A 14,211-nucleotide genomic window follows, 5' to 3' on the forward strand; every position below is an offset into this window, starting at 1 on the left:
TGCGTGGCCAAACAAGCTTTGCTCCAGCGTGAACTCAAGCGCGACCAATTGGTTGCCAAGTTTGCCAACAAGTACAACGAATTGAAGGCGATCTCCAAAGACGCCAAGCGCAGCGACGAAGAGCGCGACGCGGCCCGTCTGGCGCTGCAAAAACTGCCGCGCAATGCCAACCCAACGCGCCAGCGCAACCGCTGCGAAATCACCGGTCGTGCCCGTGGAACCTTCAAGCAGTTCGGCCTCGGCCGCATGAAGGTGCGCGAAATGGCGTTTGCCGGTGAAATCCCCGGCATCACCAAAGCCAGCTGGTAAGGCGTGAAGGAGTAAACATTATGAGCATGAGTGACCCGATCGCCGATATGCTGACGCGCATTCGCAATGCGCAGATGGTGGAAAAGCCCACCGTGGCCATGCCAGCCTCCAAAGTCAAGGCCGCCATTGCGCAGGTCTTGAAAGACGAAGGCTACATCGACGGCTTCCAAATCAAGAGCCAAGACGGTAAGAACGAGCTCGTCATCGGCCTCAAGTACTACGCCGGGCGCCCGGTGATCGAGCGCATCGAGCGCGTCAGCCGCCCAGGCTTGCGCATCTACAAAGGCAGCAAAGCCATACCACAAGTCATGAACGGGCTGGGTGTGGCGATCGTCACCACCCCGCAAGGCGTGATGACCGATCGCAAGGCGCGCGCTGTCGGTGTGGGTGGCGAAGTGTTGTGTTACGTCGCCTGATGCGAGAACGAAGGAGTATCTGAGATGTCTCGTGTAGGTAAATCACCGATCGCCATTCCGGCCGGGGTCGAAGTGGCGCTGCAGCCCGACGCCATCCGCGTCAAGGGCGCGCTGGGCGCACTGGCGTTGGCCCCCAACACCCAAGTCACGGTGCAGCAAGCCGATGGCAAGCTGACATTCGCTGCCGTGGGCGACAGCGCACAGGCCAAAGCCCTGTGCGGCACCATGCGCCAGTTGGTCAACAACATGGTGCTGGGCGTGAGCAAGGGTTTCGAGAAGAAGCTCTCGCTGGTGGGCGTGGGCTACAAAGCCGCCGCCAGCGGCAACAAGCTCAACCTGGCCGTGGGTTATTCGCACCCGGTCGATTTCGTGATGCCCGAAGGCGTTAGCGTGGCCACGCCGGCCGCAACCGAAATCGTCATCAAGGGCGCGGATCGCCAACGCGTGGGCCAGATCGCCGCCGAAATTCGCGCCGTGCGTCCGCCTGAGCCCTACAAAGGCAAGGGAATCCGCTACGCTGGCGAGAAGGTCGTCATCAAAGAGACCAAGAAGAAATAAGGACAGCGATCATGTTGACCAAAAAAGAACAGCGTTTGCGCCGTGCCCGCCAGACCCGCATCCGCATTGCCCAGCAAGGCGCCCTGCGCCTGAGCGTGAACCGCAGCAACCTGCACATCTATGCCAACGTCATCTCCGAGGACGGCGCACGTGTGCTGGTTTCGGCCTCGACGCTGGAAGCCGAAGTGCGGGCTCAACTCGCCGCAGCCAGCGGCAACGGGGGCAACAAGGCGGCGGCCGAACTGGTCGGCCAGCGCATTGCGGCCAAGGCCAAAGCCGCCGGGATCGAGAAAGTCGCTTTCGACCGCTCCGGTTTTGCCTACCACGGCCGTGTCAAAGCCCTTGCAGAAGCCGCGCGTGCCGCCGGCCTGCAATTCTGATTGGGGATGATCAAATGGCAAAGATGCTTGCGAATGTAAAAAGCGAGGCCAATGACGATGGCCTGCGCGAGAAGATGATTGCGGTCAACCGCGTCACCAAGGTGGTCAAAGGCGGGCGCATCATGAGCTTTGCCGCCCTGACCGTGGTCGGCGACGGCGATGGCCGCGTTGGCATGGGCAAAGGCAAGGCGCGTGAAGTGCCGGTGGCCGTGCAAAAAGCCATGGACGAGGCGCGCCGCAACCTGTTCAAGGTAGCGATCAAAAACGGCACCCTGCACCACGCGGTGCACGGCCAGCACGGCGCCTCCAGCGTCATGATGCTGCCGGCCAACAAGGGTACCGGCATCATCGCTGGCGGCCCCATGCGCGCCGTCTGCGAGGTTCTGGGTGTTACCGATGTGGTGGCCAAGAGCCACGGCTCGACCAACCCCTACAACCTGGTCCGCGCCACCCTCGACGCCCTGCAGCGCGCCATGACGCCCTACGAAGTGGCGGCCAAGCGCGGCAAGTCGGTCGAAGAAATTCTGGCCTAAAAGGGAAAACCCCCATGACTACCGCCAACACCCTCACCATCAAGCTGGTGCGCAGCCCAATCGGCTGCCGTGCAGACCACCGTGCTACCGTGCGCGGCTTGGGTCTGCGCAAAATCAACAGCGTCAGTGTGCTGCAAGACACCCCCGCGGTGCGTGGCATGATCAACAAGATCAGCTACCTGCTGCAAGTGATCTGAACGGATTTTGATTATGGAACTCAATACCCTCAAGCCCGCTGCGGGCTCCAAATCCGCTCGGCGCCGCGTCGGTCGGGGCATCGGCTCCGGCTTGGGCAAAACCGCCGGCCGAGGCCACAAAGGCCAAAAATCGCGCGCCGGTGGATACCACAAGGTCGGCTTTGAAGGCGGTCAGATGCCGCTGCAGCGCCGTTTGCCCAAGCGCGGCTTCAAATCGACCACGCTCAAGTTCAACGCCGAAGTCACGCTGAGCGATCTGCAGGCACTGGGTGCCGCGCAAGTCGATCTGCTGCTGCTCAAGCAAGCGGGCCTCGTGCCCGAATTGGCGCGCAAGGTCAAGGTCATCAAGACCGGTGAACTGACGCTGGCGGTGCAACTCAACCAGATCGGTGCCACAGCCGGCGCCAAGGCAGCCATCGAGGCCGCTGGCGGCTCGGTAGCGGCTTGACGCCTGATCGCCTGAACGCCTAAATGTTTACCAAGCACGGAACCTAGCTGTGGCCAACAACGCTGCCTCTCTCGCCAAAACCGGGAAGTACGCCGATTTGCGTCGGCGGCTGTTCTTTTTGCTGGGCGCACTGATCGTCTACCGCATCGGTGCGCACATTCCGGTGCCGGGCATCGACCCGGACCAACTGGCGCAGTTGTTCCAAGGCCAAGCGGGCAACATCCTGAACCTGTTCAACATGTTCACGGGTGGCTCGCTGCAGCGCTTTGCGGTGTTTGCGCTGGGCATCATGCCCTACATTTCGGCGGCGATCATCATCCAGTTGCTCACCTACGTGGTGCCGTCGCTGATCGCGCTGCGCAAGGAAGGCGAGGCCGGCAAACGCAAGATTACCCAGTACACGCGCTACAGCACGTTGGCGCTGGCGATTTTCCAATCCTTCGGCATCGCGCTGGCGCTTGAGGGCATGCCCGGCATGGTGGTCGATCCCGGTTGGGCCTTTCGCTTCACCGCTGTGGTGAGCCTGGTGGCGGGCACCATGTTCCTGATGTGGTTGGGTGAGCAGATCACCGAACGCGGTGTGGGCAACGGCATTTCGATGCTGATCTTTGCCGGCATCGTGGCCGGGTTGCCGAGCGCCATGGGCGGCTTGACCGAGTTGGTGCGAACCGGTGCAATGGGCATTTTGTCTGCCCTCTTCATTCTGTTGCTGGTGGTGGCGGTGACCTACTTCGTGGTCTTTGTGGAGCGTGGCCAGCGCAAGGTGCTGGTCAACTACGCCCGGCGCCAGGTGGGCAACAAGGTCTATGGAGGCCAGTCTTCGCACCTGCCGCTCAAGCTCAACATGGCCGGCGTGATTCCGCCCATCTTTGCTTCGTCCATCATCCTGTTGCCGGCCACTTTGGTGAGCTGGGTCAGCACCGGCGACGGCACAGCGTGGCTGCGCGATCTGGCGGGAGCGCTCTCACCGGGGCAGCCGATCTACATTGCCCTGTACGCGGCGGCGATCATCTTCTTTTGTTTCTTCTACACCGCGCTGGTATTCAACAGCCGCGAGACGGCAGACAACCTGAAGAAGAGCGGCGCCTTCATACCGGGCATCCGGCCGGGTGACCAAACGGCGCGCCACATCGACAAAATCTTGGGGCGTCTGACCCTGGTGGGGGCGCTCTACATCACTGCGGTGTGCCTGCTGCCCGAGTTCCTGATCCTGTACTACAACGTGCCGTTCTATTTTGGGGGCACCTCGTTGCTGATCATCGTCATCGTCACCATGGACTTCTGGACCCAGGTGCAAAACTACATGATGTCGGAGCAGTACGAGTCTTTGCTCAAGAAATCCAATTTCAAGGGCGCCCCCGGGGTCTGATATGTCCAAAGACGATGTGATTGAGATGCAAGGTGAGGTGGTGGAGAATTTGCCCAACGCCACCTTCCGCGTCAAACTGGAAAACGGCCACGTGGTGCTCGGGCATATTTCGGGCAAGATGCGCATGCACTACATCCGCATCCTGCCCGGTGACAAGGTCAAGGTGGAGCTCACGCCCTATGACCTGTCGCGTGCGCGCATCGTGTTTCGCAGCAAATGAGTTTTTTTCTGATTTTCGTTCTGGAGTAAGACATGAGAGTTTCGGCTTCGGTCAAAAAAATGTGCCGCAACTGCAAGATCATCCGTCGCCATGGAGTGGTGCGTGTCATCTGCACCGACCCGCGACACAAACAGCGTCAAGGCTGATTAAGTTTAGAGGACCATCATGGCACGTATTGCTGGCATCAACATTCCGCCGCACAAGCACGCCGAAATCGGCTTGACGGCAATCTTTGGCATCGGGCGCACCCGCGCACGTCAGATCTGCGAGGCTTGCGGCATTGATTACGCCAAAAAGATCAAAGAGCTGAGCGACGCCGAGCTCGAAAAAGTGCGTGAAGCGGTGAACGCTTTCACCATCGAAGGCGATTTGCGCCGCGAAACCACGATGAACATCAAGCGCTTGATGGACATCGGCTGCTACCGCGGTTTCCGCCATCGCCGCGGCCTGCCTGTGCGCGGTCAGCGCACCAAGACCAACGCCCGCACCCGCAAGGGTCCGCGCAAGGCCGCTCAGTCGCTGAAAAAATAATCCCCTACAAGGACAACCGCCATGGCCAAGCCCCAAGCCTCCAACGCCGCTGCACGCGTGCGCAAAAAAGTTCGCAAGAACATCTCCGACGGCATTGCACACGTGCACGCCTCGTTCAACAACACCATCATCACCATCACCGACCGCCAAGGCAATTCCTTGTCGTGGGCCTCGTCGGGTGGGCAAGGCTTCAAGGGTTCGCGCAAATCGACCCCTTTTGCCGCGCAGGTGGCGTCCGAGGTGGCTGGCCGCGCCGCCATCGAGCAGGGCATCAAAAACCTCGATGTCGAAATCAAGGGGCCTGGTCCAGGGCGCGAGTCTTCGGTTCGCGCCTTGGGTGCCTTGGGCATCCGCATCAACTCGATCGCTGACGTGACCCCGGTGCCGCACAACGGCTGCCGCCCGCAGAAGCGCCGTCGCATTTAATGGGTGCTTGACGCGGGTGATTGCCCAAAGCCTGTGGTCTGCTTGACTGCGGCTTAAGGCATGTGCTAGAATGTCAGGCTCTATTTTAGGGGCCACTGCAACGCGTTTGCGGTGGCATTTTCGTTTCAAGCCCACCGCCGTTGCCCTGTTTGGGGCCGGCTCCCGCCACAGTCTGCAAGGCTGCTGGTGGCAGATAGATCAAGGAAATCCACGTGGCACGTTACCTCGGCCCCAAGGCCAAACTTTCACGCCGTGAAGGCACCGACCTGTTGCTCAAGAGCGCGCGGCGCTCGATCAGCGACAAAGCCAAGTTCGACTCCAAGCCCGGCCAGCATGGCCGCACCTCGGGTCAGCGCACCTCCGATTTCGGCTTGCAGCTGCGCGAAAAGCAGAAGGTCAAGCGCATGTACGGGGTGTTGGAGCGCCAGTTCCGGCGCTACTTCGCTGAGGCCGACCGGCGCCGCGGCAACACCGGTGCCAACTTGCTGAGCCTGCTCGAGTCGCGCCTCGACAACGTGGTGTTTCGCATGGGCTTTGCCTCGACCCGCGCCGAAGCGCGCCAGTTGGTCTCGCACAAAGCGATTTTGATCAACGGCCAGAGCTGCAACATTCCGTCGGCGCTGGTGAAAGCCGGTGATGTGGTGGCGGTGCGCGAGAAGTCGCGTGCTCAAAACCGCATCAAAGAGGCGCTCGAGCTGGCCAAGCAGATCGGCTTCCCGGCATGGGTAGAGGTGGCGGTTGAAAAAGCCGAAGGCACCTTCAAGAAGTCCCCAGACCGCGACGAATTCGCCGCCGACATCAACGAATCGCTGATCGTCGAACTGTACTCGCGTTAAGCGGGTGCACAGGCAACCAAACGAGCCCGCTCGCCACCTTCAGGTGGCGGTCTGGATTTTGTGCTCCAGCAGCCTTATCGGTGTAACGAGCCGAGGGTATTGAAGGAAGTCCGAATGCTGAACAATCTGCTTAAACCCAAGAACATCCAAGTCGAGCAAATCGCCCCCAACCGGGCCGAAGTGACGCTCGAGCCCTTTGAGCGGGGCTATGGCCATACGCTGGGCAACGCCTTGCGCCGCGTATTGCTGTCTTCGATGGTGGGTCACGCCCCGACCGAAGTCACGATTTCGGGTGTCTTGCACGAGTTTTCCTCGATCGATGGCGTGCAGGAAGATGCCGTCAATCTGCTGCTCAACCTCAAAGGGGTGGTGTTTAAGCTGCATGGTCGTGACGAGGTGACGCTGAGCCTGCGCAAAGAGGTCGAGGGTTTGGTGACGGCGGCCGATATCCAGACGCCCCACGACGTGGAAATTCTCAATCCGCAACACGCCATCGCCACCTTGAGCGCCGGCGCCAAGCTCGATATGCAGATCAAGGTTGAAAAAGGGCGCGGCTACGTGCCCGGCAACCTGCGCCGTGGCGACGACAGCACGCGCTCCATCGGGCGCATATTGCTCGATGCCTCGTTCTCGCCGGTCACGCGCGTCAGCTACGCGGTCGAGAATGCGCGCGTCGAGCAGCGCACCGACTTGGACAAGCTGGTGCTCGACATCGAAACCAACGGCGCCGTGGCGCCCGAGGAGGCGGTGCGTGCAGCGGCCAGGATTTTGGTCGAGCAGTTGGCTGTGTTTGCGCAGCTCGAGGGTGCCGAGGCGTTTGACTTTGGCAGTTCGCCAGCGCGCAACACGCAGCAGTTCGATCCGATTTTGTTGCGCCCGGTCGATGAGCTCGAGCTCACGGTGCGTTCGGCCAATTGCCTCAAGGCCGAGAACATTTACTACATCGGTGACCTGATCCAGCGCACCGAAAACGAGCTGCTCAAAACCCCCAATTTGGGCCGCAAATCGCTCAATGAAATCAAGGAAGTGCTGGCTTCGCGCGGCTTGACGCTGGGCATGAAGCTGGAAAGTTGGCCGCCCGCTGGGCTGGACAAGCACTGAGCCTCTCATCCGCTCCATTCCGGCCCATCCCGGCCCGATCCCTTCAATCACATCGCCCATGACCCCTCGCAGTACCTGATCCGGCTGCGGGCATACCAGAAAGGAAATCACCATGCGTCACGGACACGGCCTTCGCAAACTCAACCGCACCACCAGCCACCGGCTGGCGATGCTGCGCAACATGATGAACTCGCTGCTCACGCACGAGGCGATTCAAACCACGCTGCCCAAGGCCAAGGAATTGCGCCGCGTGGTCGAACCCATGATCACCTTGGCCAAAGTGGCTACGGTGGCCAACCGCCGCTTGGCTTTTGACCGCTTGCGCGACCGCGACGTGGTGGTGAAGCTGTTTGACGTGCTCGGCCCGCGCTTCAACGCCCGCCCGGGTGGCTACACGCGCATCCTGAAAACCGGTTTCCGTGTGGGTGACAACGCCCCCATGGCCCTGATCGAGCTGGTTGATCGCGGCGACGCGGTGCCAGCCAAAGAAGATTCGGCCGCTGCTGACAAAACCCAGTAAGCGTGCTACAATAGCAGTCTTGACGCGGAGTGGAGCAGCCTGGTAGCTCGTTGGGCTCATAACCCAAAGGTCGCAAGTTCAAATCTTGCCTCCGCAACCAATTAAGAAAGCTTGGTGCTGTAGTGGCACCAAGCTTTTTTCTTGGCGTTTTGGATACGCCGCGCCGAGCTGTGGGGGCCACGACGCCTCACAACCCCAGTTCGGCGGCCAAGGTGTCCATGCGCTGGCGCACGGCGGGGTCCATTTGGATGGTGCGCCCCCACTCGCGCTGCGTCTCGCCGGGCCACTTGTGGGTGGCGTCCAGCCCCATTTTGCTGCCTAGGCCGCTGACCGGGGAAGCAAAATCCAAATAGTCGATCGGTGTGCGCTCGACCGTCATGCAGTCGCGCGCCGGGTCCATGCGCGTTGTGATGGCCCAGATCACTTCGCGCCAGTCGCGCACGTCGATGTCCTCATCGACCACGACGATGAACTTGGTGTACATGAACTGGCGCAGGTGGCTCCAGATGCCCATCATCACGCGCCGGGCGTGACCGGCGTAGGCTTTGCGGATCGAGACCACCGCCAGCCGGTAGCTGCAGCCCTCGGGCGGCAGGTAAAAGTCCACCACTTCGGGCAAGGCGCGCTGCAACAGCGGCACGAACAGTTCGTTGAGCGCCAGCCCGAGCACCGAGGGTTCGTCGGGCGGCTTGCCGGTGTAGGTGGAGTGGTAGATCGGGTTGCTGCGCTGCGTCAGGCGCTCGACCGTGAAGACCGGGAATTCAGCCTGCTCGTTGTAGTAGCCGGTGTGGTCGCCATAGGGGCCTTCGAGTGCGTGCTGCCAGCCGCTGGGGTGGCCGGGGTCGGGCAGGATATGGCCTTCGAGCACGATTTCGGCGTGCGCCGGCACCCGCAGCGGCACACCCAGCGCCGCCGCCACTTCGGTGCGCGCGCCGCGCAGCAAGCCGGCGAACTGGTATTCAGACAAGTTGTCGGGCACCGGCGTGACGGCACCCAGAATGGTGGCCGGATCGGCCCCGATCGCCACTGCCACCGGGAACGGCTGGCCCGGGTGCAGGCGGCAGTGGTCGCGAAAATCGAGCGCGCCGCCGCGGTGCGCCAGCCAGCGCATGATGAGCCGGTTGCGCCCCAGCAGTTGCTGGCGGTAAATGCCTAGGTTCTGGCGCGGCTTGTGCGGCCCTTGCGTGATCACCAGGCCCCAAGTGAGCAGGGGAGCGACGTCGTCGGGCCAGCAGTGCTGGATCGGCAACCGACCGAGGTCCACGTCCGGACCTTCGAACACCACCTCTTGGCAGGGTGGGCGGCGCACTTCGCTCGGACGCATGTGCCACAAGCGGCGCGCCAAATCCCCCAAGCCAGCGACCTCCTTCAAGTTCCGTGGCGCTTCAGGCTCTTTCAGGCGCGCCAACAACTCGCCAAAGCGGCGCAGCTCGGGCACCGAATCCACCCCCATCGCACGCGCTACCCGCTGCGGGGTGCCAAACAGGTTGCCCAGCACCGGCAGGCTGTAGCCGGTGGGGTGTTCGAACAGCAGCGCCGGGCCGGCAGCGCGCAGCACGCGCTCGCACAGGGCCGTCATTTCCAGCTTGGGCGAAACCGGGGCGGCGATGCGGCGCAACTCCCCGGCTGCCTCGAGTTGCTGCATGAAGTCGCGCAGGTCGCGGTAAGGCATGGCTCAAAGACCCTCTGCCAGCCCGGCCCAGCGCCGAGCCTGTGGCGCTGCCAAGTCCAGCAGATCGAGCACCCGCTCCAAGCTGCCATCGACCAGCTCTTCGATGCTGCGCGGGTGTTGGTAAAAAGCGGGCAGCGGCGGGCAGATGACGGCACCCATCTCGCTCAGGCGCACCATGTGGCGCAGGTGCCCCAGGTGCAGCGGCGACTCGCGCGCCAGCAGCAGCAGGGGCCGGCGCTCTTTGAGCATCACGTCGGCGGCGCGCACGATCAGGTTGTCGGCCAAGCTGAGCGCAATCGCCGCCAGCGTGCGCATCGAGCAGGGCGCCACCACCATGCCGTGGCAGCGAAAGGAGCCGCTGGCCACTGCGGCACCAATGTCGCCCACCTCGTGGCAATGGTGTGCCAGCGGGCGCAGCGCATCGGGCCCAAGGTCGAGCTCGTGGCGCAAGGTGCGCCAGCCGGCATCCGAGACGATCAGATGGGTCTCGACTTGAGCGTTGGCGTGCAGCGCTTGCAGCAGCCGCCAGCCATAGATGGCGCCGCTGGCCCCGGTGATGGCCAGCAGCACCCGGCGCGGCGGTGCCTCGGGCGCGCTCATGGCGCAGCGGCCTCACCCTGCGGCGCTTCGGCCATCAGACGCAGATCGCGGCGCACACGGTACAGCACCGCTTCGGCCTGCTCGGGGTCGAAATCCTGGTGTTTGTGCTTGCGCACACCGTAGATTTGCAGTTGGTGGTGCTGATCGGGAGCAATGCCGTGGCGCCTCAAGGTGTTTTGCACACAGGCCAACGGGCAGCCATCGAGGGCGATGATCGGTCGCCCGGAAAGCGCCAACTTCAGCAGCGAAGGCACATCACCGCCGACGCCGGCGATGCAAGACATTTCGGCCAGCCCCGCCCGGTCGATGCGCACTGCCACCTGGTTGGCCAGTTGGGCCGCGCTGGAGCAGCCCGAGCAGGTGTAGATGATGGGTTTGCGCGAACGCGGGCTGTTTTCCATGGGGATTCAGTTCGTGGGTCGGGTGAAGGGAAAACGGCGCTGCACGCGCTGCAACAGCGCCGGCGGGCTCCAGTCGGCCGGGTTGAAAACCGGCCATTCGAGCGCATCGAGCGCGTTTTTGATCACCAGACCGAGTTCGGTGTCGCCCTCCATGCGCAGGCGGCGGTTGAAAAACAGGGTGTCGGGGTCGTCGAGCCGCTGCGCCAGGCGCAGGAAGTCGTGCGCGTTGGCGCTCAGGGTCAGGTCGGGCACCCCGGCCGGGGTGCAGGGTTGAAACAGTCGGTCCTGCCAGCGCAGGTCGAACTGCAGCCCGGCGTCGCGCACGCCAATGCGGATGCGCTTGCCCTGCAGGCAGGCCGCCACATCGGGCGGCAACTGGCGCGCCAGCACCAGATTCAGCCCAGCCACCAGCAGCAGCGAGCCGGGGAAAGCGGGCAGGCGCGAGAGCACTACCGCCACCGGCGGCGGCAGGTCGTAGCGGTGTGCGGGTTGTTGCAGCAGGGTCATGGGGCTGGTGGGTGCTAAGGAGGTGTGGGTTTCAGGCAATGGCTAGGGCAGATTCGACACGCTCCTGCCCCGCTCGCCCGTGCCAGTAGCCATTGCAGTCTGGCTGCGGCAGCAAGGGCAACAGGTGCGCGCGCGCCTGCGCGCCCGAGAGCGCACCGCGGCGCACCGCGTCGTAGAGCCCGAGGATGGCTGCCGTGTGCTGCGCCTGCGGGCCGATGCGCGCCACCTGCACGCCGAGGGCGATCACTTCGTCCCAGGCGTCGATCAGGCTGTATACGCGCGCCGACTGGGTCTGGATGCCGTTGAGCACTAGGAATTCGGCCTGCTCGCGCGTGCGCAGCAGCAGGCCGTCGGGGTAGTCGAGGCAGCGAAACTGGCAGTCGTCCTTGGGCAGGCGGTGGTGCCGGGCGGTGAAGCAACGGGCCGAATAGGCCAGCGCCAGCCGGCCATGCACCAGCAACTCGGTTTGCAGCCCCGGCGGGCGCTGGCGCTGCAACAGCGCCAGATCGGTGCGGGGCAGCTCCAGCGGTGCCACCCAGCGCTGCGCCCCGAGCTCGTCCAGCCACTGCAGCGCCGGGCCGTTGTAGAGGTTGAGGTGCGGCCCGGCAACGAAGGGCTGGCGCGCTGCCGTCAGCACCCCGACCGCGCCCATGTCGTTGGCCTCGACCAGAAACTCTCCGTTGCTCACCACCTTGTGCATGGCGGCGACGTCCGAGCCCGATTCGAGCAGCACCTGGGTCGAGAGCAACACCGTTTTGCCGGCCGCTTGCAGCCGCCGCCCTAGGTCGATCCAGTCCGATAGACGCAACTCGTGGCGGCGCGAGCAGGTGACTTCGCCCAGATAGACCAGATCGACCGCGCTGGCGGCGATTTCTTCATAAAAATCGAACACCGCCAGCCGCGGCCAGTAATACGGCAGCGGGGCCAGGGCAAGCAGGATCGGGGCGGGCATGGCGCTCATTTCCAAGCGCGCTGGTAGGCGCCCAGGGTGTGTTGTTGGCCTTCGGCGACCTGGTCCAGCGCCGCCATCCACTCGCCGCGCGGGGTGTAGTGCTGTGGCTGCGCCTGGCAGGCGTCGATGGCGGCGCGCCATACGGCAGTGACTTGCGCCACATAGGCCGGGCTGCGCTGGCGGCCCTCGATCTTGATCGCGCGCACCCCCATCTGCAGCAGTTGCGGCAGCAGGCTCAGGGTGTTGAGGCTGGTCGGCTCTTCGATGGCGTAGTCGTTTTCCTGCTCGCCGACGTCGAAACGACCCTTGCACAGCGTCGGGTAACCGGCGTTTTCGTGCGCCGCAAAGCGGTCGATCAACACCCCGCCCAAGCGCGCCTCCAGCCCGCGCGGCGTCTCTTGCCAGCGCACCGCCTTGGCGGGCGAGCACACGCCGTGGGTGTTGGGCGCTTCGCCGGTGGCGTAGGAAGACAGAGCGCAGCGCCCCTCGACCATCACGCACAGGCTGCCAAAGCCGAACACCTCGATTTCGACCGGGGTGCGCTGCACCACCTGGCGCACCTGCTCCAGCGACAGCACACGCGGCAACACGGCGCGCACCACGCCAAACTGGCGCTGGTAAAAATTGATCGCTTCGTGGTTGGTTGCCGACCCCTGCACCGACAGATGCAGCCGCAAAGCCGGATGCTTGCGACACGCATAGCGCAGCAGGCCCGGGTCGGCCAAGATGACGGCATCGACGCCGAGCATCGCCGCCTGATCCAGCGCCTGTTGCCAGCGCTCGGGTTGCGCCGCCTGCGCGTAGGTGTTGATGGCCATGAATACTTGGCAGCCGCGCGCATGCGCATAAGCCACCCCAGCCGCCAGCGCGGTGGCGTCGAAGTTCAGGCCGGCGAAGTTGCGCGCATTGGTGGCGTCGCGCAGGCCCAAGTAGACCGCGTTGGCACCGTGGTTGACGGCTTCCTTGAGGGCGGGCAGGCTGCCAGCCGGGCAGATCAGATCCATCGGCGAATTATTCACCAAGGGTGCTGCAGCGGCAATAGTGCCAAAGGAGGGTAGCTCGATCAGGCGGGCGGGCCGGACACCTCGCGCAAACCGATCTGCTCCAGCACCGCTTCCAGATGCGCCACGCTGCGCTGCGGGTGCAGCAGCTTGTCAAGCCCAAACAGCCCGATGCGAAAGGTGCTCCAATCGGCCGGCTCGTCGCACATCAGCGGCACCCCGGCGGCGCTTTGCACGCCCAAAGCGAGGAATTTCTTGCCGTTTTGCAGCTCCGGATCGCGCGTGTAGCTCACCACCACCCCGGGGGCTTGGAAGCCCGCTGCCGCCACGCTGCGCAGACCACGGCGCTCGAACGCATGGCGCACCAAGCGGCCGAGTTCGAGCTGCTGCTGGTGCACCCAATCAAAACCGTGGCTGCGGGTTTCGAACATGGCGTCGCGCAAGCGCACCAAGGCGTCGGTCGGCATGGTGCTGTGGTAGGTGTGGCCGCCTTTTTCGTAAGCCTCCATCACCTGCAGCCATTTTTTGAGGTCGCAGGCAAAGCTGGAGCTGCGCGTGGCCTCGATGGCGTGGCGCGCGCGCTCGCTTAGCACCACCATGGCGCAGGCGGGCGAGCTGCTCCAGCCTTTTTGCGGTGCGCTGATCAGCACATCGACTTCGCAGGCGGGCATATCCACCCACACCGCACCCGAGGCGATGCAATCGAGCACGAACAGGCCGCCCACCTCGTGCACCGCTTGGCCCACCGCTTGCAGATAGGCGTCGGGCAGCCGCATGCCGGCGGCGGTTTCCACGTGCGGGGCAAACACCAGCGCCGGGCGCTCGCGTGCGATGGTTTCTAGCACCTGGTCGAGCGGGCACGGCACCCAAGGGGCCTCGGGGGCCTCACTCAAACGGCGCGCCTTGAGCACCTGCTCCTGCGCGGGAATGGCACCCATCTCGAAAATCTGCGACCAGCGGTAGCTGAACCAGCCGTTGCGCAGCACCAGCACCTTCTGCCCTGGGGCAAACTGGCGCGCCACCGCCTCCATGCCAAAGGTGCCGCTGCCGGGCACCAGCGCGGTGGCATGGCCGCGATAGACGGCTTTGAGCACGCCGGAGATGTCGCACATCACGTGCCGGAAGCGTTGCGACATGTGGTTGAGGGCGCGGTCGGTATAGACGACCGAGAATTCGAGCAGGCCGTCGGGGTCCACGTGGGGCAGCAGGGCAGGCATGGTGGGGGCTTTCTGGG

General features: G+C 63.8%; 22 protein-coding genes and 1 tRNA gene. 16 read left to right on the forward strand and 7 right to left on the reverse strand.

Features of this window, described 5'->3' with window-relative positions; genetic code table 11:
• Positions 1-3: 3 nt before the first annotated feature.
• The 16 genes from rpsN to SRAA_RS00230 all read left to right on the forward strand — a co-directional run bounded on the left by rpsN (position 4) and on the right by SRAA_RS00230 (position 7,944).
• The gene (gene rpsN / locus SRAA_RS00160; RefSeq protein ID WP_029461323.1) at positions 4-309 is read left to right on the forward strand and encodes a 30S ribosomal protein S14; all 306 of its coding nucleotides are present in this window, start codon (positions 4-6) and stop codon (positions 307-309) included.
• A 20-nt stretch (positions 310-329) separates the two neighbouring features.
• A complete protein-coding gene (gene rpsH / locus SRAA_RS00165) occupies positions 330-725 on the forward strand; it encodes a 30S ribosomal protein S8 (protein ID WP_029461324.1) in 396 nt (131 codons plus the stop codon).
• Between the two features lie 24 nt (positions 726-749).
• The gene (rplF, locus tag SRAA_RS00170; protein ID WP_045530163.1) at positions 750-1,283 is read left to right on the forward strand and encodes a 50S ribosomal protein L6; all 534 of its coding nucleotides are present in this window, start codon (positions 750-752) and stop codon (positions 1,281-1,283) included.
• Positions 1,284-1,294: 11 nt separating this feature from the next.
• Positions 1,295-1,663, forward strand: a complete 369-nt coding sequence (rplR, locus tag SRAA_RS00175; protein ID WP_034109552.1) for a 50S ribosomal protein L18 — start codon at positions 1,295-1,297, stop codon at positions 1,661-1,663.
• A gap of 14 nt (positions 1,664-1,677) precedes the next feature.
• Positions 1,678-2,196 (forward strand): 30S ribosomal protein S5, encoded by a 519-nt coding sequence (gene rpsE / locus SRAA_RS00180; protein ID WP_029461327.1) that lies wholly within the window; start codon positions 1,678-1,680, stop codon positions 2,194-2,196.
• Between the two features lie 14 nt (positions 2,197-2,210).
• Positions 2,211-2,393, forward strand: a complete 183-nt coding sequence (gene rpmD, locus SRAA_RS00185; protein ID WP_034109554.1) for a 50S ribosomal protein L30 — start codon at positions 2,211-2,213, stop codon at positions 2,391-2,393.
• 13 nt (positions 2,394-2,406) lie between these two features.
• On the forward strand, positions 2,407-2,841 hold the full coding sequence (gene rplO, locus SRAA_RS00190; RefSeq protein ID WP_045530165.1) for a 50S ribosomal protein L15: 435 nt from the start codon (positions 2,407-2,409) through the stop codon (positions 2,839-2,841).
• Positions 2,842-2,890: 49 nt separating this feature from the next.
• Complete coding sequence (gene secY, locus SRAA_RS00195; RefSeq protein WP_045530167.1) at positions 2,891-4,210, forward strand: preprotein translocase subunit SecY; 1,320 nt, start codon at positions 2,891-2,893, stop codon at positions 4,208-4,210.
• Position 4,211: 1 nt separating this feature from the next.
• Complete coding sequence (infA, locus tag SRAA_RS00200) at positions 4,212-4,430, forward strand: translation initiation factor IF-1 (RefSeq protein WP_045530169.1); 219 nt, start codon at positions 4,212-4,214, stop codon at positions 4,428-4,430.
• Between the two features lie 32 nt (positions 4,431-4,462).
• Positions 4,463-4,576: a 50S ribosomal protein L36 gene (gene rpmJ, locus SRAA_RS12120; RefSeq protein ID WP_072242940.1), complete on the forward strand. Its 114-nt coding sequence runs from the start codon at positions 4,463-4,465 to the stop codon at positions 4,574-4,576.
• A 19-nt stretch (positions 4,577-4,595) separates the two neighbouring features.
• Positions 4,596-4,961, forward strand: a complete 366-nt coding sequence (rpsM, locus tag SRAA_RS00205) for a 30S ribosomal protein S13 (protein ID WP_029461332.1) — start codon at positions 4,596-4,598, stop codon at positions 4,959-4,961.
• A gap of 21 nt (positions 4,962-4,982) precedes the next feature.
• Positions 4,983-5,387 (forward strand): 30S ribosomal protein S11, encoded by a 405-nt coding sequence (gene rpsK, locus SRAA_RS00210; protein WP_029461333.1) that lies wholly within the window; start codon positions 4,983-4,985, stop codon positions 5,385-5,387.
• A 212-nt stretch (positions 5,388-5,599) separates the two neighbouring features.
• A complete protein-coding gene (rpsD, locus tag SRAA_RS00215; RefSeq protein WP_045530173.1) occupies positions 5,600-6,223 on the forward strand; it encodes a 30S ribosomal protein S4 in 624 nt (207 codons plus the stop codon).
• Positions 6,224-6,337: 114 nt separating this feature from the next.
• Positions 6,338-7,324 (forward strand): DNA-directed RNA polymerase subunit alpha, encoded by a 987-nt coding sequence (locus SRAA_RS00220; protein WP_045530177.1) that lies wholly within the window; start codon positions 6,338-6,340, stop codon positions 7,322-7,324.
• A gap of 112 nt (positions 7,325-7,436) precedes the next feature.
• Complete coding sequence (gene rplQ, locus SRAA_RS00225; protein ID WP_045530179.1) at positions 7,437-7,844, forward strand: 50S ribosomal protein L17; 408 nt, start codon at positions 7,437-7,439, stop codon at positions 7,842-7,844.
• Between the two features lie 23 nt (positions 7,845-7,867).
• Positions 7,868-7,944, forward strand: a tRNA-Met gene (locus SRAA_RS00230).
• Positions 7,945-8,031: 87 nt separating this feature from the next.
• On the opposite strand, the gene ubiD is transcribed toward SRAA_RS00230, so the two are convergent.
• The 7 genes from ubiD to SRAA_RS00265 are packed head-to-tail and all read right to left on the reverse strand — an operon-like array spanning position 8,032 to position 14,194.
• Positions 8,032-9,516 (reverse strand): 4-hydroxy-3-polyprenylbenzoate decarboxylase, encoded by a 1,485-nt coding sequence (gene ubiD, locus SRAA_RS00235; RefSeq protein WP_045530183.1) that lies wholly within the window; start codon positions 9,514-9,516, stop codon positions 8,032-8,034.
• A gap of 3 nt (positions 9,517-9,519) precedes the next feature.
• The gene (locus tag SRAA_RS00240) at positions 9,520-10,116 is read right to left on the reverse strand and encodes a UbiX family flavin prenyltransferase (protein ID WP_045530185.1); all 597 of its coding nucleotides are present in this window, start codon (positions 10,114-10,116) and stop codon (positions 9,520-9,522) included.
• Positions 10,113-10,517, reverse strand: coding sequence for a putative zinc-binding protein (locus tag SRAA_RS00245; RefSeq protein ID WP_045530187.1), 405 nt, complete (start codon positions 10,515-10,517; stop codon positions 10,113-10,115). Before SRAA_RS00245 ends, SRAA_RS00240 begins: the two co-directional genes overlap by 4 nt.
• 6 nt (positions 10,518-10,523) lie before the next feature.
• Complete coding sequence (gene ubiT, locus SRAA_RS00250) at positions 10,524-11,024, reverse strand: ubiquinone anaerobic biosynthesis accessory factor UbiT (protein WP_045530189.1); 501 nt, start codon at positions 11,022-11,024, stop codon at positions 10,524-10,526.
• 31 nt (positions 11,025-11,055) lie between these two features.
• Complete coding sequence (locus tag SRAA_RS00255) at positions 11,056-11,976, reverse strand: U32 family peptidase (protein ID WP_231849295.1); 921 nt, start codon at positions 11,974-11,976, stop codon at positions 11,056-11,058.
• 5 nt (positions 11,977-11,981) lie between these two features.
• On the reverse strand, positions 11,982-12,980 hold the full coding sequence (gene ubiU / locus SRAA_RS00260) for a ubiquinone anaerobic biosynthesis protein UbiU (protein ID WP_045530191.1): 999 nt from the start codon (positions 12,978-12,980) through the stop codon (positions 11,982-11,984).
• Positions 12,981-13,039: 59 nt separating this feature from the next.
• Positions 13,040-14,194 (reverse strand): pyridoxal-phosphate-dependent aminotransferase family protein, encoded by a 1,155-nt coding sequence (locus tag SRAA_RS00265; protein WP_045530193.1) that lies wholly within the window; start codon positions 14,192-14,194, stop codon positions 13,040-13,042.
• Between the last annotated feature and the right edge of the window lie 17 nt (positions 14,195-14,211).

This window comes from Serpentinimonas raichei (assembly GCF_000828895.1).
Classification (GTDB): domain Bacteria; phylum Pseudomonadota; class Gammaproteobacteria; order Burkholderiales; family Burkholderiaceae_C; genus Serpentinimonas; species Serpentinimonas raichei.